This is a genomic window from Sphingomonas sp., from assembly GCF_023266535.1.
Classification (GTDB): Bacteria; Pseudomonadota; Alphaproteobacteria; order Sphingomonadales; family Sphingomonadaceae; genus Sphingomicrobium.
The window spans coordinates 437-19,299 of the sequence record NZ_JAHFPY010000052.1; the positions used below are offsets into that span (position 1 = coordinate 437).

The 18,863-nt window shown below is 66.6% G+C and carries 22 protein-coding genes; 10 read left to right on the top strand and 12 right to left on the bottom strand.

The window, feature by feature from the left end; genetic code table 11:
• The 3 genes from Q0C64_RS09185 to aceB all read left to right on the top strand — a co-directional run.
• Window positions 1-919: isocitrate lyase/phosphoenolpyruvate mutase family protein (locus Q0C64_RS09185; protein WP_294123008.1), on the top strand; the 919-nt coding region annotated here is incomplete at its 5' end.
• 16 nt (window positions 920-935) lie between these two features.
• Complete coding sequence (locus tag Q0C64_RS09190) at window positions 936-1,133, top strand: hypothetical protein (protein WP_294123010.1); 198 nt, start codon at window positions 936-938, stop codon at window positions 1,131-1,133.
• Between the two features lie 26 nt (window positions 1,134-1,159).
• Entirely contained in the window at window positions 1,160-2,722 is a 1,563-nt protein-coding gene (gene aceB, locus Q0C64_RS09195) for a malate synthase A (RefSeq protein WP_294123011.1), read from the top strand.
• Window positions 2,723-2,724: 2 nt separating this feature from the next.
• On the opposite strand, the gene Q0C64_RS09200 is transcribed toward aceB, so the two are convergent.
• From Q0C64_RS09200 to Q0C64_RS09225, 6 genes are all read right to left on the bottom strand, one after another.
• Window positions 2,725-3,678, bottom strand: a complete 954-nt coding sequence (locus tag Q0C64_RS09200) for a 2OG-Fe(II) oxygenase (RefSeq protein WP_294123013.1) — start codon at window positions 3,676-3,678, stop codon at window positions 2,725-2,727.
• Window positions 3,679-3,800: 122 nt separating this feature from the next.
• Complete coding sequence (rplT, locus tag Q0C64_RS09205; protein ID WP_294123015.1) at window positions 3,801-4,166, bottom strand: 50S ribosomal protein L20; 366 nt, start codon at window positions 4,164-4,166, stop codon at window positions 3,801-3,803.
• Between the two features lie 14 nt (window positions 4,167-4,180).
• Window positions 4,181-4,384, bottom strand: coding sequence for a 50S ribosomal protein L35 (gene rpmI, locus Q0C64_RS09210; RefSeq protein ID WP_294123016.1), 204 nt, complete (start codon window positions 4,382-4,384; stop codon window positions 4,181-4,183).
• Between the two features lie 155 nt (window positions 4,385-4,539).
• Window positions 4,540-5,325, bottom strand: coding sequence for a sulfite exporter TauE/SafE family protein (locus Q0C64_RS09215; RefSeq protein ID WP_294123017.1), 786 nt, complete (start codon window positions 5,323-5,325; stop codon window positions 4,540-4,542).
• Entirely contained in the window at window positions 5,318-5,839 is a 522-nt protein-coding gene (locus Q0C64_RS09220) for a rhodanese family protein (RefSeq protein ID WP_294123019.1), read from the bottom strand. Before Q0C64_RS09220 ends, Q0C64_RS09215 begins: the two co-directional genes overlap by 8 nt.
• A 13-nt stretch (window positions 5,840-5,852) precedes the next feature.
• The gene (locus Q0C64_RS09225) at window positions 5,853-6,170 is read right to left on the bottom strand and encodes a metalloregulator ArsR/SmtB family transcription factor (protein WP_294123021.1); all 318 of its coding nucleotides are present in this window, start codon (window positions 6,168-6,170) and stop codon (window positions 5,853-5,855) included.
• Between the two features lie 58 nt (window positions 6,171-6,228).
• On the opposite strand from Q0C64_RS09225, the gene Q0C64_RS09230 reads away from it, so the two are divergent.
• Window positions 6,229-7,119, top strand: coding sequence for an MBL fold metallo-hydrolase (locus tag Q0C64_RS09230; RefSeq protein WP_294123023.1), 891 nt, complete (start codon window positions 6,229-6,231; stop codon window positions 7,117-7,119).
• Here the strand turns inward: Q0C64_RS09230 and Q0C64_RS09235 are convergent, their stop codons facing one another.
• The 5 genes from Q0C64_RS09235 to hemC form a co-directional block, all read right to left on the bottom strand.
• Window positions 7,120-7,758, bottom strand: coding sequence for a 2OG-Fe(II) oxygenase (locus Q0C64_RS09235; protein ID WP_294123025.1), 639 nt, complete (start codon window positions 7,756-7,758; stop codon window positions 7,120-7,122).
• Window positions 7,736-8,827 carry a serine hydrolase gene (locus Q0C64_RS09240; protein ID WP_294123027.1) on the bottom strand — a complete coding sequence of 364 codons (1,092 nt, stop codon included), beginning with the start codon at window positions 8,825-8,827 and terminating at the stop codon, window positions 7,736-7,738. Before Q0C64_RS09240 ends, Q0C64_RS09235 begins: the two co-directional genes overlap by 23 nt.
• 113 nt (window positions 8,828-8,940) lie before the next feature.
• Complete coding sequence (locus Q0C64_RS09245; protein ID WP_294123029.1) at window positions 8,941-9,762, bottom strand: hypothetical protein; 822 nt, start codon at window positions 9,760-9,762, stop codon at window positions 8,941-8,943.
• Window positions 9,759-10,418 carry a uroporphyrinogen-III synthase gene (locus tag Q0C64_RS09250; RefSeq protein WP_294123031.1) on the bottom strand — a complete coding sequence of 220 codons (660 nt, stop codon included), beginning with the start codon at window positions 10,416-10,418 and terminating at the stop codon, window positions 9,759-9,761. The genes Q0C64_RS09245 and Q0C64_RS09250 overlap by 4 nt, the downstream gene beginning before the upstream one ends.
• The gene (gene hemC, locus Q0C64_RS09255) at window positions 10,415-11,338 is read right to left on the bottom strand and encodes a hydroxymethylbilane synthase (protein ID WP_294123033.1); all 924 of its coding nucleotides are present in this window, start codon (window positions 11,336-11,338) and stop codon (window positions 10,415-10,417) included. The genes Q0C64_RS09250 and hemC overlap by 4 nt, the downstream gene beginning before the upstream one ends.
• A 50-nt stretch (window positions 11,339-11,388) precedes the next feature.
• Between hemC and tsaD the strand changes: the two genes are divergently transcribed.
• On the top strand, window positions 11,389-12,420 hold the full coding sequence (tsaD, locus tag Q0C64_RS09260) for a tRNA (adenosine(37)-N6)-threonylcarbamoyltransferase complex transferase subunit TsaD (protein ID WP_294123034.1): 1,032 nt from the start codon (window positions 11,389-11,391) through the stop codon (window positions 12,418-12,420).
• Entirely contained in the window at window positions 12,417-13,406 is a 990-nt protein-coding gene (locus tag Q0C64_RS09265; protein WP_294123035.1) for an NAD(P)H-dependent glycerol-3-phosphate dehydrogenase, read from the top strand. The genes tsaD and Q0C64_RS09265 overlap by 4 nt, the downstream gene beginning before the upstream one ends.
• Here the strand turns inward: Q0C64_RS09265 and Q0C64_RS09270 are convergent.
• The gene (locus tag Q0C64_RS09270) at window positions 13,403-13,567 is read right to left on the bottom strand and encodes a DUF1674 domain-containing protein (RefSeq protein ID WP_294123036.1); all 165 of its coding nucleotides are present in this window, start codon (window positions 13,565-13,567) and stop codon (window positions 13,403-13,405) included. The genes Q0C64_RS09265 and Q0C64_RS09270 overlap by 4 nt on opposite strands.
• 28 nt (window positions 13,568-13,595) lie before the next feature.
• Between Q0C64_RS09270 and Q0C64_RS09275 the strand changes: the two genes are divergently transcribed.
• From Q0C64_RS09275 to purH, 4 genes are read left to right on the top strand one after another with little or no spacing between them, the layout of a single operon-like run.
• Window positions 13,596-14,840, top strand: a complete 1,245-nt coding sequence (locus Q0C64_RS09275; protein ID WP_294123038.1) for an RsmB/NOP family class I SAM-dependent RNA methyltransferase — start codon at window positions 13,596-13,598, stop codon at window positions 14,838-14,840.
• An 18-nt stretch (window positions 14,841-14,858) separates the two neighbouring features.
• A complete protein-coding gene (gene rpe, locus Q0C64_RS09280; protein ID WP_294123041.1) occupies window positions 14,859-15,521 on the top strand; it encodes a ribulose-phosphate 3-epimerase in 663 nt (220 codons plus the stop codon).
• Complete coding sequence (locus Q0C64_RS09285; protein ID WP_294123043.1) at window positions 15,518-17,152, top strand: heparinase II/III family protein; 1,635 nt, start codon at window positions 15,518-15,520, stop codon at window positions 17,150-17,152. The genes rpe and Q0C64_RS09285 overlap by 4 nt, the downstream gene beginning before the upstream one ends.
• A 15-nt stretch (window positions 17,153-17,167) precedes the next feature.
• A complete protein-coding gene (gene purH / locus Q0C64_RS09290) occupies window positions 17,168-18,757 on the top strand; it encodes a bifunctional phosphoribosylaminoimidazolecarboxamide formyltransferase/IMP cyclohydrolase (protein ID WP_294123045.1) in 1,590 nt (529 codons plus the stop codon).
• Window positions 18,758-18,863 lie beyond the last annotated feature (106 nt).

Genomic DNA, 18,863 nt, shown 5'->3' on the forward strand with positions numbered 1-18,863 from the left:
CCTGCAGCGCGCCGACCAGATCGAGCATATGGAAGGCGGCGCCAAACGCGACTGGTTCGCACCGATTGTCGCCGATGCCGAGGCCGGGTTCGGCGGGCCGCTCAACTGCTTCGAGATCATGAAGAGCTACATCGAGGCGGGCGTCGCCGGGGTCCATTTCGAGGACCAGCTCGCCTCGGAAAAGAAGTGCGGCCATTTGGGCGGCAAGGTGCTGATCCCCACGCAAGCCGCGATCCGCAACCTCGACGCGGCCCGGCTGGCGGCCGACGTTAGCGGCGTTCCGACCATCCTCGTCGCCCGCACCGATGCGGAGAGCGCCAGGCTCATCACCAGCGACGTCGACGAGCGCGACCGGCAATTCCTCACCGGCGAACGGACATCCGAAGGCTTTTTCCGGTTGAAGGAGGGCAGCGGGCTCGACCATTGTATCGCCCGCGGCCTCGCCTTCGCCGCCCATGCCGACCTCTTATGGTGGGAAACCAGCCACCCCAATCTGGATGAAGCGCGGATCTTTGCCGAGGCCGTGCACAAACAATATCCGGGCAAGCTGCTGGCCTATAATTGCTCGCCCAGCTTCAACTGGAAGGCCAAGCTCGACGAGGCGACGATCGCCAAATTCCAGCGCGAGCTGGGCGCGATGGGCTACAAGTTCCAGTTCGTCACCCTGGCCGGCTTCCACAGCCTCAACCATGGCATGTTCGAGCTGGCCTCGGGCTACCGCGATCGCGGCATGGCAGCCTATTCTGAGCTGCAGCAGGCCGAGTTCGACAGCGAGGCCTTCGGCTATACCGCCACCCGCCACCAGCGCGAGGTCGGCACCGGCTATTTCGATGCCATCGCTACCGCCATTTCGGCCGGCCAGGCGTCGACCGTGGCGTTGAGTGAGTCCACCGAAGCCGCACAGTTCGCTCACGCTTGATCCGGGGAGAAGCATGATGACGACACGCTATTGGGTCCTCGGCGGCGACTATCGGGATTGCCGCTTTGACGCGATCGTTCCGGGCACCGAGGAAATCTCCGGGCCTTTCCCCGACCTGTTCAGGGCCCGCACCGAATGGACGCGCCTGTCGTTCCGCGACCGGCTATGCGCGACCAAACGCTATGTGATCACCGAGGAGGCCTTGCGCGCGTGACTGCTGTTCTTGACCGGCCATCAGCCTTGGCGGCGCCATCATCCCTCCCCGGCGCCGCCGACATTCTGACCGACGAGGCACTCGGCTTCCTGGCCGAGCTGCACCGGCAATTCGACGCCCGCCGGCGCGAGCTGTTGGCGGCGCGGATCGAGCGGCAGAAAAGGTTCGATGCCGGCGAGCTGCCCGACTTCCCTGGAGAAACCCGCAATATCCGCGATTCCGCCTGGACGGTCGCGCCGATCCCGCCCGACCTCCTCGACCGCCGGGTCGAGATCACCGGTCCGACCAACGCCAAGATGGTGATCAACGCGCTCAACTCGGGCGCCAAAGTCTTCATGGCCGATTTCGAGGACGCCACCTCGCCGGTGTGGGACGAGCTCATCCAGGGCCAGATCAATCTCCGCAACCGCTGGCTCGGCAGGCTCGACTTCACCGATCCCGAAACCGGCAGGCAATATGCGCTTGGGCCCAACCCGGCGGTGCTGCTGGTTCGCCCACGCGGGTGGCATTTGCCCGAACGGCATGTGACCGTCGATGGCCAACCCGTCGCCGGCGGCCTGGTCGATTTCGGCCTCTACCTCTGGCACTGCGCTCGGGCATCGCTCGATGCCGGTTCGGGCCCCTATTTCTATCTACCCAAGCTGGAGAGCCGGCATGAGGCGGCGCTGTGGAGCGATGTTTTCGCTTATGCGGAGGAGCGGCTCGGCCTCACCCGCGGCACGATCAAGGCGACGGTGCTGATCGAGACCCTGCCCGCCGCGTTTGAGATGGACGAGATCCTCCACGCCCTCAAAAACAATATCGTCGGGCTCAACTGCGGCCGATGGGACTATATTTTTTCCTACATCAAGCGCCTCGGCAACTCGCCCGATCGGCTGACTCCCGACCGCGCGGCGATGACCATGGATAAGGCCTTCCTCGCCGCCTACTCGCTCCGGCTGGTCGCCACCTGCCACCGCCGCGGCGCCTTCGCCATGGGCGGCATGTCGGCCTTCATTCCGGTCAAGGGTGACGAGGCGGCCAATGCCGTTGCGCTCGCCAAGGTAAGTGCCGACAAGCTGCGAGAAGTCGGCAACGGCCATGACGGCACCTGGGTCGCCCATCCGGCGCTGGTGCCGGTCGCGCTGAAAGCGTTCGCCGCAATGACGGGTCCCAACCAGCTGTCGAAAATCCCCGACCGCATCCCTGGCCGCGACGAAATGCTCGAGCTGCACAGCGGCTCTCGGACCGAGGCTGGCGCGCGCGAAAATATCCGTGTCGCCGTCCAGTACATCGCTGCATGGCTCGCCGGGCGCGGCGCGGTGCCGCTCTACAATCTGATGGAGGACGCCGCGACCGCCGAAATCTGCCGCGCCCAGCTGTGGCAGTGGCTCAAGTTCGAGGCGCCGTTCGACGAAGCCTGTCCTGAGCCAAGTCGAAGGAGCCGCCGCTTCAGCCTCGACCTGTTCGAGGATTGGCTGGCCGACGAACTGGCCGCGCTCGGCGACATTCCCAATCTCAAGCCCGCCGCGCGACTGCTGCACGACCTGGTTACGGCACCCGAGTTCGAGGAATTCTTGACGCTGCCGGCCTACGACCTGCTCGGTTGAGCTCAGCCGGGCGGCCGATTCCGCACCCACTGTGAGAACACCCATTTCTCGCCTTGGGTTGGCGGGCAACCGGCATGCTGCGACTGCGGATCCGGCCGGCCCGCCGAGTCGAGGCTGCCGAACACCAGTGCGTCGCCGGTCCTGCCGCGGTGGTTGATCCCGAGGCGCGGGAAGCTCGTCTCGCCGCCCTCGAAATCCTCGTTGAGATAGATCAGCACAGTTGCCACGCGCTGGCCGTTGCGGGCGATTTCCTCGCGCATTTGCTGCGGGTCGAGGAAGTCGCAGTGCAGCACAAATTCCTGCCCGACGCTGTAGTGAAGCGCCTGGGACATCTCCAGGCAGCCGAGCGGAGCGCCGAGCCGGCTGGCGATGCGCTGCCGGATCATCTCGACCACCAGGTCGGCATTGGCGAAGCTGAATCGGGTTGACCGGTTGGTACGGCCGGGATCGACGCCCGACGGATTATTGTAAACCACCGCCCGATCGAGCCGGGGCGCGGCCGCGTCGATCAGCCACCGGCATTCGGCCGCGCTGGCAAAGCCGGGAATGGCATGAACGATCGGGCTCGCCGACAGCATGTCGCCGCGGGTCGCCGGTGCACTGCTCAGCCGGGCAATGTCGACGCGCGACCGCACGTCGCTCCAATCGGCCGCATCCAACTTGCTCGAATTGTCCGGCTCTAAGCGGTCATCGGCCAGCAGGAGCAGCTGCCGGGCGGCGAACTGCGATCCCCGGTCCGCGGCCATGGCCAGCGAATTCAGCGCCACGTCCCAATCGGCGTTGCGAAACACGCCGCGGCATTCCAGCAGCGCCCGGCGCTCGGTGGCTTCCGCATGCCCGGCCGCCGCCGCGCCATCGATCAGCGCGGAGACCCTGTTCCAGTCCGGGGATTGGAAATTGGCCGCCAGCAGGGCCATGGCGGCCTGGAAATCGGCTTCGGCGTGATCGGCGGCCATGGCCTGACAGTAGCAGCACAGCTCCGCGTTCGGGAAGCGTGCGTGTTCGGCCGGAAGGGGCAAACAAAAAGGGCGCCGGAACCAAAGTTCCGACGCCCTTCCTGGTCTCGTAGGCTTAGTGCTTACGCCGCCTTGGGCAGCGCCGCCTTCGCCTGAGCGATGATCGCCTTGAACGCCTCGGCCTCGTGCATCGCGATATCGGCCAGGACCTTCCGGTCGAGGTCGATGTTGGCGAGCTTCAGCGCGTGGATGAACTGGCCATAGGTCAGTCCCTCGGCGCGAACCGCCGCGTTGATGCGCTGGATCCACAGGGCGCGGAAGCTCCGCTTCTTCACCTTGCGGTCGCGATAGGCGTACTGCCCGGCCTTTTCGACGGCCTGGCGGGCGATGCGGATGGTGTTCTTGCGACGGCCGTAATAGCCCTTCGCATTATCCAAAATCCGCTTGTGCTTGGCGCGCGTGGTAACGCTGCGCTTGATGCGTGCCATGGTTCAGTACCTCCTTACTTCAGGCCGTAGGGCGCCCAGGCCTTCACCCGAGCCGTATCGGCTTCGGCGAGGACTTCGGTGCCGCGGTTCTGGCGGATGTACTTGGCGTTATGGCTGATCAGCCGGTGGCGCTTGCCGGCTACGCCGTGCTTCAGCTTGCCGGTGGCCGTGAGCTTGAAGCGTTTTTTGACGCCGCTCTTGGTCTTGAGCTTGGGCATTTTCGTCTCCTTGTAGCCCCAACTGGGGCGACGTTATCGAACTGCCACGGCAGCCCTAACTGGCCGGGCCGTTCGTTTTTCCAATGATCTGGAAAGACGGGCGCCTATAAGGACAGAGAGCGGCATTGGCAAGGAGCGAGCCGATGGATGATCAGCTAGGGCAAACTGATCGCGGGAAGCGATTGCCCTAGCATGTAGGCGGCGACAGCGAATATCAGCGCGGCAAATACACGTGTCAGGACCCCACGCTTGGTCGACAGGTGCGTCGCCAACCGTCCACCCGCAGTCGCGCCGATGACTCCCCCGCCGACAAATGACGCAGCGATGGGCCAGTCGATGAGGCCAGACAGCGCATAACTGCCGGCGGTCGTGATACCGAAGCTGGCAACGGCGAGCAGGCTGGTCGCCATGGCGTTGAAGATCGGCATTCCGGTCGCGGCGATCAGGCCGGGGACAATCAGGAACCCGCCGCCGATGCCAAAGAAGCCGGACAGGAGGCCGGTGCCGAAACCAAATCCGGCCAGTTCGGCAAAATTGTGCCGGCCGAGGGTGACATGAGGATCGCCGTGACGCTCGCCGCGACGAAGCATCAGCACGCCGACGACAATCATCAGCAGGGCGAACAGCAACAGCAGTGCATGGCCGTCGAATGCCTTGCCGGCGATCGAACCCAGCGCTGCTCCTGCCACACCGGCTGCGGCGAAGGTCAAGCCGCATTTCCATTTGACGGCGCCGGCCCGGGCCTTGCCGGCCAGGCCGATCAGCGCATTGGCGGCGACCCCGACCGCGCTAGTGCCGATAGCCAAGTGCGGATCCTTGATTCCGACGGCGTAAACCAGAATAGGGACGGCCAGGATTGATCCTCCCCCGCCAACCAGCGCCAAGCTGAAGCCGACCAGTGCGCCGCCTAGCGCGGCAATGATCAGCTGGAGCTCAGCCATTCGCCGGACGCCGGTTCCACGGCATCAAGGCCAGCAGATGGGCCATGCCGCAAAAGCCGCTGATCCCGGCAACAGTCAGCCCGACGCCGACAAAGATGGCGAGCGCAATCCACAGCGGTGAAAGAAACAACGATAGGACGGTGCCTACCAGCACCAGCGAACCGGCCACGATCATCACCTGGCGTTGCAGCTCGATCGGTGCGCCGCGCACCTTCTTGGTGGGCAGCCCGGCATTGCCCCAGGCCGAAATCCCGCCTTCCATGATGTAACAGTCGCGCCCGCCGGCAGCCTCGGTGAGCTGCGCAGCGGCCTGGCCAGTGCGCATTCCCGAGCGGCAGTGGAAGACCAGAATGTCGCCAGCCGCGGTGCCCGGTGCAAGCCGGTCCAACGGAATATTGAGTGCGCCTGCAATGCGTTCCCGCGCATGCTCGTCGGGCGAGCGGATATCAATCAGCGAAGCGCCGGCGTTGATCAGCCGGCGTGCCTCTTCGGGTGAAATTGTCTTGATGGGCATGGCTCGTCAAACCTCAAAGTTCTGGGCAGTAAAGATCATGGAGCAGGCCCAGCAGCTGCGCGGCCTTCTGGTCGGCAATGTGATAGAAGAGCGTTTGGGCTTCACGGCGGAAAGCGACAATGCCGTCCTCCCGTAGCCGGGCCAGATGTTGGGACAGGGCCGACTGGCTTAGTTCAAGCCGCTCGCCGAGCGCCGAGACACTGAGTTCCTCGGCCGCGGACAGATGGCATAGGATGAGGAGGCGCTGTTCGTTGGCCAGCGCGCGCAACAGGGCCGCGGCTTGCGCCGATTGTTGAGCCAGTTGCTGGATTCGGTTGGTCGATACTTGCATATTAGGAAAACCTAATTTAGATACCGCTTATATAAAGTCAAGCCGTTCGGAGACAATCATGACCGAGCCTGCCATTCGCGCTTTCTTTGATGAGCCGACCAACACGGTTTCCTATCTCGTGTGGGACGGCGAAACGCGCCGCGGCGTGGCGATCGACCCGGTGCTCGACTTCGATCCGGCGAGCGGTGCGGTCGACGATGATTCGGTCAAGGAACTGCTGGCCGCGGCCGGGGAGGCCGGCGTCACCATCGACTGGGTGCTCGAAACCCATATCCACGCCGACCATCTGTCCGGCGCGCCGCTGATCAAGGCGCGGACCGGCGCCAAAATCGCCATCGGCGAACATGTCCGCGAGGTGCAGAATATTTTCCGGCCGATCTTCGGCGCAGAGGATGTGAAGGCCGAAGGCGGCGACTTCGATCGGCTGCTCGTGGATGGCGACCGGCTCGAGGTTGGCGGCCTCACCATCGAGGTGCTCCACACGCCCGGCCACACCCCGGCCTGCGTCAGCTACAGGATCGGCGATGCGGTGTTCGTCGGCGACACTTTGTTCATGCCCGACTATGGCACCGCCCGGACCGACTTTCCCGGCGGCTGCGCGCGCCAGCTCTACCGTTCGATCCACAAGCTTTTGTCATTGCCCCCCGAAACCCGGCTGTTCATGTGCCACGATTACAAGGCCCCGGGCCGCGACCAGTTCGCCTGGGAAACGACGGTCGAGGCCGAGCGGCGGACCAACAAGCATGTCCATGATGGTGTGAGCGAGGACGAATTCGTCGCCATGCGGCAGGAACGCGACAAGGGCCTGCAGACCCCGCGGCTGCTGATCCCCTCGATCCAGGTCAACATGCGCGCCGGCCGCTTTCCGCCGGCCGATGAGCATGGCGTGCGCTACCTCCGCGTCCCCGTCGTCCTCAAGGACGGGGCCAGTCCGCAAACCATCTGCTGATTAGCCGAATGGATGCTGACGGAACCACTGGGTCAGCACAAACTTCGTGCCCTGTCGGACCTTCATACCCTGGTGAAGAGTCGCGTCATTGGGTGTGCCATCAGGCAATAGATTGTTCCAGATCAGTAGCTTGCCCGTCTCCGGCTGGATCGTCTTGCCGATCGCTTTGAACCGCGTGGCGCCGCCTTCCTCGGGCTCGTTCAAATAAAGCATCGCGGTCCAGCTGCGCTGTCCCGCTTCCGCGCAATGCAGATAATAGTCGGCGCTGCCGGGATTGAAGGTGTCGGTGTGGGGTTTGAATTCCTGTCCGGGCGCATAGCGTTGACCTTGCAGAGGTTCTGCTTGGGACAGGGGTAACCCGGTGAGTTCGCTCAGTCGCGTTCGCACTTTCGCCACCAACGGGTTGCGATAATCAAGGTCGCAGGTTTCGCTGGTCCGGAACTGGGCGATGCCCTGATCGTCGGCGATGGTCGATGGACGCCGGTTGGCGTCGATCAGCGCGCAAAATTCGGCACAAGTGGCGCCGTCCAGGAAATGGCGAATGATGAACAGGTCAAGCCGCGGGTCCGGCACCCGCTGGACGCCCGCCCTGGATTTCAGCCGTTCGGCGGTCGGATCAGAGGCCACGCCGCGCTTCATGGTCGGCAATCACGGCCCGGGCCACCGCCTGCATCAAGTCCTGCGCCCCGCCGTTGGCCTTGTTGGGTACGGTCATGATGGCCATCGCATAATCGGTGCCGTCAGGCGCGGTCAGAATGCCGATATCGTTGATCCCGCCGATCCGCCCCTGGAGGTCCTGGCCGGTGCCGGTCTTGTGGCTCCATTTCCAGCCGGGCTTGAGCGCGGCGCGGACGCGTAGCGCCCCGGTTTTGGTCGATCCCATCGTCGCCAGCAGCCGCTGGGTCGAGGCGGGTGAGAGCAGCTCCCCGCGCTTCAGCCGGGCCAGCGCCAGCGCCACCGAATGCGGCGCCGCGCCGTCATAGGGGTCGGCGATATAGCGCTCGAACGAGGCCTTGCGCACCGCCATCGGCAGCGCGCCCCGCGCCTTGTAGAAGGCATCGCCGATCGAATAGCTCTGGCTCCAGATCAGGCCGGCAATCTTCGACTGCAGCGCCCGTTCGCCTTCATAGAAACGGATCGAACCCAGATTCTTGGCGGCGATCATGTCGCGTACCGCCTGCGGCCCGCCGATCGACCGCATCAGCTTGTCATTGGCGGTGTTGTCGCTCTCGGTGATGGCGGTGAACAGCAAGGCGCCGAGCGTGGTGGTATGGCCGCCGGTGCCGAGGATCTGGGCGCTGATCGGTTGGTGGAACAGCGTCAGATCGTCCCGGCCGAGCGTCACCTTGTCATCCAGGCTGATCCGCCCCCCGTCGACCGAATCCATCGCCGTGATTGCGACCCACAGCTTGGAGCAGCTTTGCTGCGGGTAGAAGGTGGTGGCGTTGTAGTCGGCCTGCCAATTGTCGCTTAGCGATACGACCGAAATACCCGCGCTGCCGTCAAAGCCCCTGCCGAGGTTGGTGAGCGCATCGCGCAACGATGCCGGGGCAATGCGCGGGGGAAGCGCCGGCGCGGCCGGTCTTGTGGCGGTGGCGGTCGGCGGGAGCGGCGCCAGCGGATCCCTGGCGGCCTGGTGGCTATTGGCTGTCCCGGCCGCTGCCGCAATCCCCATACCCAACGCGAACCGGTACGAAATTGACGTCATGACGCCGGCTGCCCCCTCGAACTTCCACAATATCGCCAACGCTTTAGCTCAGCGCGGCTGAACCCAAGCTGGCCCTGCCAGATTCGCAAATCGCAATCGCGATGCCAAGCCCTTCATTGCGCCGTTATTGGCGGGGCAGGGGTGGCGGTGTCGCCCAGCAATGCCGCGGATTCGATTTCGTCGAGCGCGCGGTGAGCCGCGATGTAGCGCCGCGCCTGGCCGATCCAGTCGCCGGCATTGGCGGCGCCCGGCATGCGCATGGTTTCGGCCAGGGCCTGGTCGACCTCGCCGGATTCGAGCTTGGCCATCGCCCGGTCGTACCGCGCCTGCGGTTGCGGCGAGGGCGTGTCGGCGCGGTGGATCGAGACGATCGAGCCCAGCTCGCGCCGGAAGCCGGCCCACCAGCCCTCCTGCGGGCCGCCGCCCCGCAGCGCCTTTTCCATGGTCGCATAGTCGGTGGTCAGCCTGTCGAGGCGAACCGGATCGCGCGACGCCGTGACGATCGTGGCGACGGCCGCCTGGTGCGATGCGCCGAACCGCTGGACCAGCAGCGGCTCGAGATAGCCGAGCGCGACTCCGCGGTCGATCGCCCGCCGGGCGGCAAAGGCCACCAGCAGCGCGTCCGCCCGTCCGGCCGATCCCGCCGCCGCCTGCGCCTGGCTCTCGATCGCGCCCAGCCTTGTTTCCAGCGCCGCAATGCGCGCGGCATCGGCGGCGGCCAGGGTTGGTGCGATGGACTGTGCGGGTGGCGCCGGGGCCGCCGGCGGTTGCACCAGCTGCGCCGGCTGGCGCGGGGTTACGCCCAGGAAGCGGGCCCCCGCCTCCCACCGCGACAGGCCCCAGGTCGCCAGTGCCGCTCCTGCGACCAGCAGCAGCAACGCCCAGGCAATGCGGGCCGACCATGAAGGGCCTTGTCGGGATGGGCTCGCGGTCATTGTCGCGGCGATGTGTGACACAGCATCGCGGCGAGGGCCAGCAGGCTTGAATCGTCGGGCTGTTCGGCGACTTCGATCCGTTCCCAGCCTGGGCCAGCCGCCTCGGCAGCCGCTTCGCTGATGGCGGCGATCGGGGTCCGGTGGCGCTCGCCCGCGAGTTCGGCCAGGCGCGCCGCGGCACGCGGGCTGTGAACCGCCACCACCAATCCATCCAGCACCGGGATTCCAGGATCGTCGATCGCGGCGGAACGATAAACGATGATCCGGTCGATCTTGCGCCCTGCTGCTTCGCGGTGGTCGTAGCCGGCGAGATGGAGCAGTTGCAGCTCAATGGGCAGCGTCGCTAGCAGATCGGCGACATTTCCTGTGCCGGTCGAGGCAACTTCAAAACCGGCAGAACGCGCGGCTTCGGCCGTGGCCTCCCCAACCGCATGGACCGGCAGGGCCTTGAGGGTGTCCAGCTGCGCTCCGCCAAATCGCACGGCATTGGCGCTGGTCAGCAGCAGGGCGTCATAGTTCGCCGGGTCGGGCGCCTGCCACTCCACTGGCTCGACACGGAATAAAGGGCAGGCAATGACCTTCAGCCCCAATTGCCGTGCCCGCTCGGCGCTGGCCGACAGGCCCGGCTCGGGCCGGAGCAGCAGAAGTTGTCTCATGCGACTTCGAACAGGCGGCGGATCGCCACCGGCGCCCTGACGAGCATCGCCCGGGCGATTTCGGCCGGCGCTTCAAGGTCGCCGACCGCAAACCGGCCCGTCTCAGTGACATGCTCGCTGCCGTCCTCGCTCAATATCTCGCCGCGGAAGTGGATCTCGTCGCCCGCGATCATGGCATGGGCTGCCACCGGCGAATGGCAGGTGCCACCCAGCGCACGGCAGAAAGCCCGCTCCGCCGACACTGCTTCATGGGTCGTCAGATGATCGATCGCTCTCAGCAATGCCGCCGTCATGACGTCATCGGCGCGGCATTCGATGCCGATCGCGCCTTGGGCGGGAGCTGGCAGCATCTCCTTGGTTTCAATCGCTATTCCGACGTCGCCTCGGCCTAGCCGGTCTAGCCCGGCGGCCGCCAGCAGGGTCGCATCGACCTCGCCCGCGGCCAGCTTCGCCAGGCGGGTATCGACATTGCCGCGGATCGAAACAGGCTGGAGGTCCGGCCGCAACCGCTTCAGTTGCGCGGCGCGGCGCGGCGAGCTGGTGCCGACCACCGCACCGTCTGGCAGCGCCGCAATCGACGCCGCCCCGATCAGCCGGTCGCGCACGTCGGCCCGTTCGAGCATTGCCGCGATGAGCAGCGTAGCGGGCCGCTCGCTCTCGACATCCTTCATCGAATGGACCGAGCAATCGCTCTCGCCGGCCAGCAACGCCAGGTCGAGCTCCTTGGTCCACAGCGCCTTCCCGCCGACTTCGGCCAGGGGCCGGTCCTGGATCCGGTCCCCGCTTGTCCTGACCGGCAGGATCACCACGCTGCCCTCTGGCCAGCCATGGGCCTTCTCCAGCGCCGCCGCGACCATATGGGCCTGGGCCAGCGCCAGGGGGGAGCCGCGGGTGCCGATGGTCAGGGGACGCTGGGTCATTGGCCCCGCGCTAGCGCAAAGGCGGGGTTTCAGGCAAAGGCTCAGACGAAATGACGTTGATCCTGGCCCTTGAATCCTCGTGCGACGACAGTGCCGTCGCGCTGGTCGGCAGCGACCGCCAGATCCTGGCGCAGGCGGTCGTCGGGCAGAATGACGCGCACCGCCCGTTTGGCGGCGTGGTCCCGGAAATCGCCGCGCGCGCCCATGTCGAAATCCTTCCCGGCCTGGTCCGGCAGGTGCTGCACGAGGCCGACATCGCCATCGGCGAGGTCGACGCCATCGCCGCCACCGCCGGGCCCGGGCTGATCGGCGGGGTGATGGTCGGCCTGCTGGTTGGCAAGGGGCTCGCTCTGTCGGTCGACAAGCCGCTGATCGCGGTCAACCACCTCGAAGGCCATGCGCTCAGCCCGCGCCTGGTCGATCGGAAGCTCGACTTTCCCTATCTGCTGCTGCTCGCCAGCGGCGGCCATTGCCAGCTGCTCGAGGTTCGCGGGGTCGGCGACTATCGCCGGCTCGCGACCACGATCGACGATGCCGCCGGCGAGGCGTTCGACAAGGCCGCCAAGCTGCTCGGCCTCGCCTATCCCGGTGGTCCAGCGGTTGAAGCCTTGGCAAAAGACGGTGATCCCGCGGCCGTACCGCTGCCGCGTCCGCTGGTCGGGACGAAGGAACCGCATTTCAGCTTTGCCGGCCTCAAGGCCGCGGTGCAGCGCGCGGTCGCCAGCAACCAGTACCGTCCCGAGGATATTGCCGCCAGCTTCCAGCAGGCGGTGGTCGATTGCTTCGTCGATCGCACGCGGCGGGCGCTGGAAAAGACTGATGCGCCGAGCCTGGTGGTCGCCGGCGGGGTTGCGGCCAATGCCGCCGTGCGGTCCGCGCTGCAGCAGCTCGCCAAGGAAAATGGTCGCCATTTCTCGGTGCCGCCCGGCTGGCTGTGCACCGACAACGCCGCCATGATCGGCTGGGCCGGGGCGGAGCGGTTTGCGGCTGGAATGACCGACGATCTGGCCGTGCCGGCGCGGGCGCGCTGGCCGCTCGATCCGGCAGGTGAAAAGGTGCGCGGCGCGGGGGTGAAGGCATGAGCATCGAGAAATTGGCGGTGATCGGCGGCGGCGCCTGGGGAACAGCGCTGGCCCAGGTCGCCGCCACAGGAGGGCGAGACACCTTGCTCTGGGCGCTGGAAGAAGACGTCGTCTCGGCGGTCAACAAGATCCACGAAAACCCTGTCTATCTGAAGGGCTTGAAGCTCGAAAAGGCAATTCGGGCGACCAGCAGATTCTCCGACCTGGCAGAGGCGGACGCCTGGCTGGTGGTGACTCCCGCCCAGCATATGCGGGCGGTGCTGAAGCGCTCGCCCTGCCCCAACATGCCGCTGATTCTCTGCTCGAAGGGCATTGAGGAATCGAGCGGCAAGCTGCTCCACGAAGTGGCGCATGAAGTCTGTCCCGGCTCGCCGGTGGCGGTGCTGTCGGGCCCGACCTTTGCCCATGAGGTGGCCGCGGGCCTCCCGACCGCGGTGACCCTGGCCTGCGAGGACCGCCCGCTCGGCGAGGAATTGCGCGCCCGCATCAACCTCCCCCACTTCCGCACCTATTGCACCGACGACGTCGCCGGGGCCGAGGTCGGCGGAGCGGTCAAGAATGTCCTCGCCATCGCCTGCGGCATCGCCGAAGGCCGTGGCCTGGGACAGAACGCCAGGGCCGCGCTGATCGCCCGCGGGTTCGCCGAAATGACCCGCTTCGGCATGGCGATGGGCGGTCGGCGCGAAACGCTGGCCGGCCTGTCGGGCCTCGGCGACCTCGTGCTGACCTGCTCCTCGACCAGCAGCCGCAACTTTTCGCTGGGCAAGGCCATCGGCGAGGGCAAGAATCCAGTCGAATTGATGAAGGATCGCCGCACCGTCGCCGAGGGGGCTCACACCGCGCCGGTGCTGGACCGCATTGCCAAGCAGCGCGGCATCGACATGCCCCTGGTCGACGCGGTGGCGACACTGCTGGCCGGCAAGATCGAGATTGGCAAATTGCTGGAAACGATGCTCAGCCGCCCGCCCGGCGACGAAGAGGATTAGAAATCGATCGCCACGCCCTTTTTCTCCCAGTCGCCATAGCGCGTGGGATCCAGCTTCTCATCTTCTCCGGCAGGCGGCTCGGGATTCGCCGGGCCGGGCTTGGGAACCGGCGGCGACGGGCTGAGATGGGCCGGGGCCTTGACATGCTTTGGCCGTTTCATGGTCCGCAAATGATGCCTAAAGGGCGCCATGCCAAGCCCCGAAGGCATTGAATCCCGGAAAGCGGCGCTGCGTATCCTCGATGCGGTGCTGCGCCGCGGCCAGACGATGGACAATGCCGCCCAGGCCGCGCGCGGCTTGCCGCCGGCCGACGCCGCACTGGCCAGTGCCATTGCCGGCGAGACGCTGCGCCGCCTCCCCGATCTCGATGCGCTGATCGACGGCGCCACGCGTCAGCGGCTGCCCGACGACAGCAAGGCGCGCACGGTGCTGCGCTTGGCGCTCGCCCAGAAGATCGGGCTTGGCACGCCCGATCATGCACTCGTCGCGACCGCGCTGCCGCTGGTCGATGGCGGTCCGCGCCGGCTGGTCCATGGCGTGCTCGGCACCTTGCTGCGCCAGGGGGTGCCGGCGATCGATGCTCCGCGCCTCCCCGAAGCGGTCGAAGAGCGGTGGCGCGCCGTCTGGGGCGATGAGGTCGTGCTTGCTGCCCGCCGGGCGATCGCCCACCGCCCGCCGCTCGATCTCAGCTTCGCCTCGGACGAGGCCTGCGCCGCCTTTCCCGACGGCATTTCGCTCGCCCCTCGCCATCGGCGTCTCGACAATCATGGTCCGATCACGGAATTGCCCGGCTTCGAAGCTGGCCAGTGGTGGATACAGGACTTGGCTTCTTCGCTGCCAGCCCGCTTGATTCCTGCTGACGCAAAACAGGTACTCGACGCCTGCGCCGCGCCGGGCGGCAAGACCATGCAGTTCGCCGCCGCAGGCCATCAGGTGACTGCGCTGGACCGTTCCGAAAGTCGTCTCGCCCGACTTTCCGATAACCTCGCCCGCACCGGCCTCAAGGCGAAAACCGTCACCGCCGACGCCCTCGATTGGGCTCCCGAACATCCGTTCGACGCGGTGCTGTTGGACGCGCCCTGCTCCGCCACCGGCACCTTTCGCCGCCATCCCGAAGTCCTCTACCGCGCCCGCAATGACATCATCGCGCACAGCGCCGAGCTCCAGGCCCACATGCTCGCCCGTGCTGCCGACTGGGTCAGGCCGGGCGGAAGCCTGGTTTATGCCGTCTGCAGCCTCGAGCCGCAGGAGGGCGAGCAACAAATCGAGCAATTCCTCGCCGGCCGGCCCGATTTTCGTATCGAACCCGCGCCCCAGCTGGCTGACGGCGTGACGCCACATGCCTCAGGCTGGCTCCGCGTCCTGCCCGGCATGCTGGAACCGCAAGGCGGACTCGACGGCTTCTTCACCGCACACCTTGTCCGTCAGGCATAATCCCGTCTAATCCACGCTATGGCCCGCCCGCTCATCTCCCCCTCGATCCTCTCCGCCGACTTCGCCAAGCTGGGCGAGGAAGTCCATGCGATCGACGAGGCCGGGGCCGACTGGATCCACATTGACGTGATGGACGGGCATTTCGTGCCCAACCTCACCATCGGTCCGGGCGTTGTGAAGGCGCTTCGCCCGCACACCGCCAAGCCGTTCGACGTCCATCTGATGATCTCGCCGGTCGATAAGTTCCTCGACGCCTTCGCCGAGGCCGGCGCCGATATCATCACCGTCCATCCCGAGGCGGGTCCGCACGTCCACCGCACCGTCCAGCATGTGAAATCGCTCGGCAAGAAGGCCGGCGTGTCGCTCAATCCGGGGACGCCGGCCAAGATGCTCGACTATCTGCTCGAGGAAATCGACCTGGTGCTGGTGATGAGCGTCAATCCCGGCTTCGGCGGGCAGAAATTCATCGCCTCGCAGCTCCGCAAGATCGAATCCATCGCCAACCAGGTCGCCAAGAAGGACCTGGTGGTCGATATCGAGGTCGACGGCGGGATCGATGCCGCCACCGCGCCGCAGGCGATCGACGCCGGGGCGACCGTGCTGGTTGCCGGCACCGCTGCCTTTCGCGGCGGTCCCGGCCAATATGCCGCCAACATCGCCGCGCTGCGGGGAGACGGATGAGCGACGACAAGCTCGGCCGGCTTGCCAAAGGATCGCTCGTCTCGCGCCTGTTCGGGTCGGGCAAGCAGCCGCTGCGGCTGGTCGCCGTGCCGCGCGACCATGTGCTCGGCGATCGCGACCGGGGCGACGCGCTACTCGCCGGCAAGCTGCGGCTGGGCAGCGCCGAGCTGGGGCTGGCCGATGTCGACTTTGCCGAGAGCGGCACGCGCGGGGCCCTGGCGCGCGAGTTGCACGGTTTCTCCTGGCTGCGCGACCTCGGCGCCTCGGCCAGCAGGGAAAAGGGCGCCCGTCTCGCCGAGGCGATCGCCGGGCGCTGGCTGATTGCCCATGGCAGCCGCCCCGATGACGCCTGGGCGCCCGACCTGTGGGGCGAGCGGATCCTGTTCTGGACCGCCTATGCCCCTTACATCCTGTCGAGCCGCGATTCCGGTTACCGCTCGGCATTGCTCAACACGCTGGCGCGCGGTGCCCGCCATCTCGATGCCAATGCCGACAAGGCCCAGCCCGGTCTGCCGCGGATTACCGCCTGGGCCGGCGCCTTGGTTGCCGCCTTGACCCTGCAGGGCGCCCACAAGCGGCTGTCGCATGCCGAATCCGGGCTGATGCGGGCGCTTGCCGCCGCGCAGTTCGAGCATGGCGGGCTGATGACCCGCAGCCCGGAGCAGCAGATTTTGCTGGTTGACCGGCTAGGCCTGGTCCGCGCCGCCTATTTCGCCGCCAAGCAGGGCCTGCCCGACGCGCTCGACAGCGCCGCCTCGGCCGCGCTGGCCGCGCTTCATGGCGTCACCATGGGCGATGGCGCCCTCTCCAGCTGGCAAGGGGGCAACCCCGGCGACCCGGCGCGGCTGGCGGCTCTGATCGAAGGTTGCGGGCTTCGCGCCCGTCCTCTCCGCCAGGCCCGCGGCTGGGGTTATCAGCGCCTCTCGGCTCTGGGCACGATCATCGTCGTCGACGCCGCCCCGCCGCCGTCGCAGCGCATGGCCGCGACCGGCTGCGCTTCGACCCTGGCGCTGGAAATCAGCGACGGCATGCAGCGGCTGGTGGTCAATTGCGGCGGTCCTGGAGGCGTGCCGACCGACCTTTCCGAGGATCTGGTCCTGGCGCTGCGCTCGACTGCCGCTCACTCGACCGTGACGATCGGCGACAGCAATTCGACCGCCATCCTCCCCGACGGCACGCTCGGCAAGGGCGTCACTGACGTCACCGTCGACCGCAGCGAGGATAATGACTGTTCGCGGATCGAGGCCAGCCATGACGGCTATGTCAAAGGCTTCGGCCTGGTCCACCAGCGCCGCCTCAGCCTCGGCAATGACGGCAAGGAGGTTCGCGGCGAGGACCGGCTGATCGCTAAAGGCCGCCGCAAGATCCGCGAAGCCGCTTCCTACGCTATCCGCTTCCATCTCGCGCCCGGGGTTGAAGCGACGATCACCGCCGACGGCATGGGCGCGCTGCTCCGTTCGGGTGGCGCCCCGCCGTGGAATTTCCGCTGCCGCGGCGCGATGCTGCAGGTTGAGGAAAGCATCTTCATCGACGGCCACGGGCAGATGGTGCCGACGCTGCAGCTGGTTGTGGTCGGCGAAGTATCCGCTATTGGCGGCGAAATCGCCTGGCAGTTCCGCCGCTCAAGCTAATTCAAGGACCTAATTTTGACCGATATCGTTCCGATCCGCCGGGCGCTGATCTCGCTTTCCGACAAGTCCGGGCTCGAGACGCTGGCGGCCGGCCTCGCCAGGGCAGGGGTCGAGATGGTCTCGACCGGCGGCACTGCAGCGAAGTTGCGCGAGCTCGGCCATCCGGTGCGTGACGTCAGCGACCATACCGGCTTTCCTGAAATGATGGACGGGCGCGTGAAGACGCTCCACCCCAAGGTCCATGGCGGACTGCTCGCCGTTCGCGACAATCCCGATCATGTGGCGGCAATGGAGGCTCACGACATCGGTGCGATCGACCTGGTGGTGGTCAATCTCTACCCGTTCGAAGCCACGGTAGCCAAAGGCGCGCCACGCGACGAGATCATCGAGAATATCGACATCGGCGGCCCGTCGATGGTCCGCTCGGCGGCCAAGAACCATGGCTATGTCGCGATCGTCACCGATCCCGCCGACTATGCCGAGTTGCTCGCCCAGCTCGACCGGCGGGGTGGCACCGATCTCAACTTTCGCCGCAAGCTCGCCGCCAAGGCTTATGCACTGACCGGTGCCTATGACTCGATGATCGCCAGCTGGTTCGCCTTCGCCGACCAGGGGCAGGCCTATCCCGACAGGCGCTTCATCGTCGGCAAAAAGGCGCAGGAGCTGCGCTACGGCGAGAACCCGCACCAGCAGGCGGCCCTCTACCTGCCGATGGGTCCGTCGACCCCGGGCGTCGCCCAGGCGCGGCAGGTCCAGGGCAAGGAATTGAGCTACAACAATCTCAATGACGCCAATGCCGCGCTGGAGCTGGTCGCCGAGTTCCGCGACGGCCCGCCGACGGTGGTGATCGTCAAGCATGCCAACCCCTGCGGCGTTGCCAGCGGTGACAGCCTGCTCGATGCGTGGAACCAGGCATTGGCCTGCGACAGCGTCTCGGCGTTCGGCGGGATCGTCGCGGTCAATCGCAAGCTCGACGGAGCGACCGCCGAGGCGATCTGCGACATCTTCACCGAAGTGGTTGTCGCCCCCGACGCCGACGAGGCCGCCATCGCCGCCTTCGCGCGCAAGAAGAATCTCCGCCTGCTGCTGACCGGCGGTCTGCCTGACCCGGCGCGCGGCGGGCAGACGGTGGCGGTGATCGCCGGCGGCCTGCTGCTCCAGGATCGCGACAATGGCATGCTCACGCCCGACATGCTCAAGGTCGTTACAAAACGCGAACCCACCGAGCAGGAGTTGCAAGACTGCCTGTTCGCCTGGACGGTGGCCAAGCACGTCAAGTCCAACGCCATCGTCTACGCCAGGGATGGCGTGACGGCCGGCATCGGCGCCGGGCAGATGAACCGGCGCGACAGCGCCAGGATTGCCGCGATCAAGGCGCGCGAGGCGGCCGAGACATACGGCTGGCCAAGCCCACGCACCGTCGGCTCGGCGGTCGCCTCCGACGCCTTCTTCCCCTTCGCCGACGGCCTATTGGCGGCGGTCGAGGCGGGCGCCACCGCGGTGATCCAGCCGGGCGGCTCGATCCGCGACGACGAAGTCATTGCGGCGGCCGATGAAGCCGGACTGGCGATGCTATTTACGGGAATGCGCCACTTTCGACATTAGCGGAGCGGCGCCGGTCAGGCGGCTTCCGGATTGGCCAGCTGCTCGACTTCGCCTTTGTGCATGCGGAACAGCTCGCGGTCGTCGGGTCCAAATCCCTTGACCCAGA

What these genes read in the sequence shown, in the direction of transcription:
- Q0C64_RS09285 (WP_294123043.1), top strand. Translation starts at nt 15,518, where the DNA reads ATGAGCGACGACAAGCTCGGCCGGCTTGCCAAAGGATCGCTCGTCTCG.
- Q0C64_RS09245 (WP_294123029.1), bottom strand. Translation starts at nt 9,762, where the DNA reads ATGACCGCGAGCCCATCCCGACAAGGCCCTTCATGGTCGGCCCGCATT.
- Q0C64_RS09220 (WP_294123019.1), bottom strand. Translation starts at nt 5,839, where the DNA reads ATGCCCATCAAGACAATTTCACCCGAAGAGGCACGCCGGCTGATCAAC.
- Q0C64_RS09190 (WP_294123010.1), top strand. Translation starts at nt 936, where the DNA reads ATGACGACACGCTATTGGGTCCTCGGCGGCGACTATCGGGATTGCCGC.
- Q0C64_RS09230 (WP_294123023.1), top strand. Translation starts at nt 6,229, where the DNA reads ATGACCGAGCCTGCCATTCGCGCTTTCTTTGATGAGCCGACCAACACG.
- Q0C64_RS09250 (WP_294123031.1), bottom strand. Translation starts at nt 10,418, where the DNA reads ATGAGACAACTTCTGCTGCTCCGGCCCGAGCCGGGCCTGTCGGCCAGC.
- Q0C64_RS09200 (WP_294123013.1), bottom strand. Translation starts at nt 3,678, where the DNA reads ATGGCCGCCGATCACGCCGAAGCCGATTTCCAGGCCGCCATGGCCCTG.
- hemC (WP_294123033.1), bottom strand. Translation starts at nt 11,338, where the DNA reads ATGACCCAGCGTCCCCTGACCATCGGCACCCGCGGCTCCCCCCTGGCG.
- Q0C64_RS09215 (WP_294123017.1), bottom strand. Translation starts at nt 5,325, where the DNA reads ATGGCTGAGCTCCAGCTGATCATTGCCGCGCTAGGCGGCGCACTGGTC.
- tsaD (WP_294123034.1), top strand. Translation starts at nt 11,389, where the DNA reads ATGACGTTGATCCTGGCCCTTGAATCCTCGTGCGACGACAGTGCCGTC.
- Q0C64_RS09275 (WP_294123038.1), top strand. Translation starts at nt 13,596, where the DNA reads ATGCCAAGCCCCGAAGGCATTGAATCCCGGAAAGCGGCGCTGCGTATC.
- rplT (WP_294123015.1), bottom strand. Translation starts at nt 4,166, where the DNA reads ATGGCACGCATCAAGCGCAGCGTTACCACGCGCGCCAAGCACAAGCGG.
- rpmI (WP_294123016.1), bottom strand. Translation starts at nt 4,384, where the DNA reads ATGCCCAAGCTCAAGACCAAGAGCGGCGTCAAAAAACGCTTCAAGCTC.
- rpe (WP_294123041.1), top strand. Translation starts at nt 14,859, where the DNA reads ATGGCCCGCCCGCTCATCTCCCCCTCGATCCTCTCCGCCGACTTCGCC.
- Q0C64_RS09235 (WP_294123025.1), bottom strand. Translation starts at nt 7,758, where the DNA reads ATGAAGCGCGGCGTGGCCTCTGATCCGACCGCCGAACGGCTGAAATCC.
- Q0C64_RS09270 (WP_294123036.1), bottom strand. Translation starts at nt 13,567, where the DNA reads ATGAAACGGCCAAAGCATGTCAAGGCCCCGGCCCATCTCAGCCCGTCG.
- Q0C64_RS09265 (WP_294123035.1), top strand. Translation starts at nt 12,417, where the DNA reads ATGAGCATCGAGAAATTGGCGGTGATCGGCGGCGGCGCCTGGGGAACA.
- Q0C64_RS09240 (WP_294123027.1), bottom strand. Translation starts at nt 8,827, where the DNA reads ATGACGTCAATTTCGTACCGGTTCGCGTTGGGTATGGGGATTGCGGCA.
- Q0C64_RS09225 (WP_294123021.1), bottom strand. Translation starts at nt 6,170, where the DNA reads ATGCAAGTATCGACCAACCGAATCCAGCAACTGGCTCAACAATCGGCG.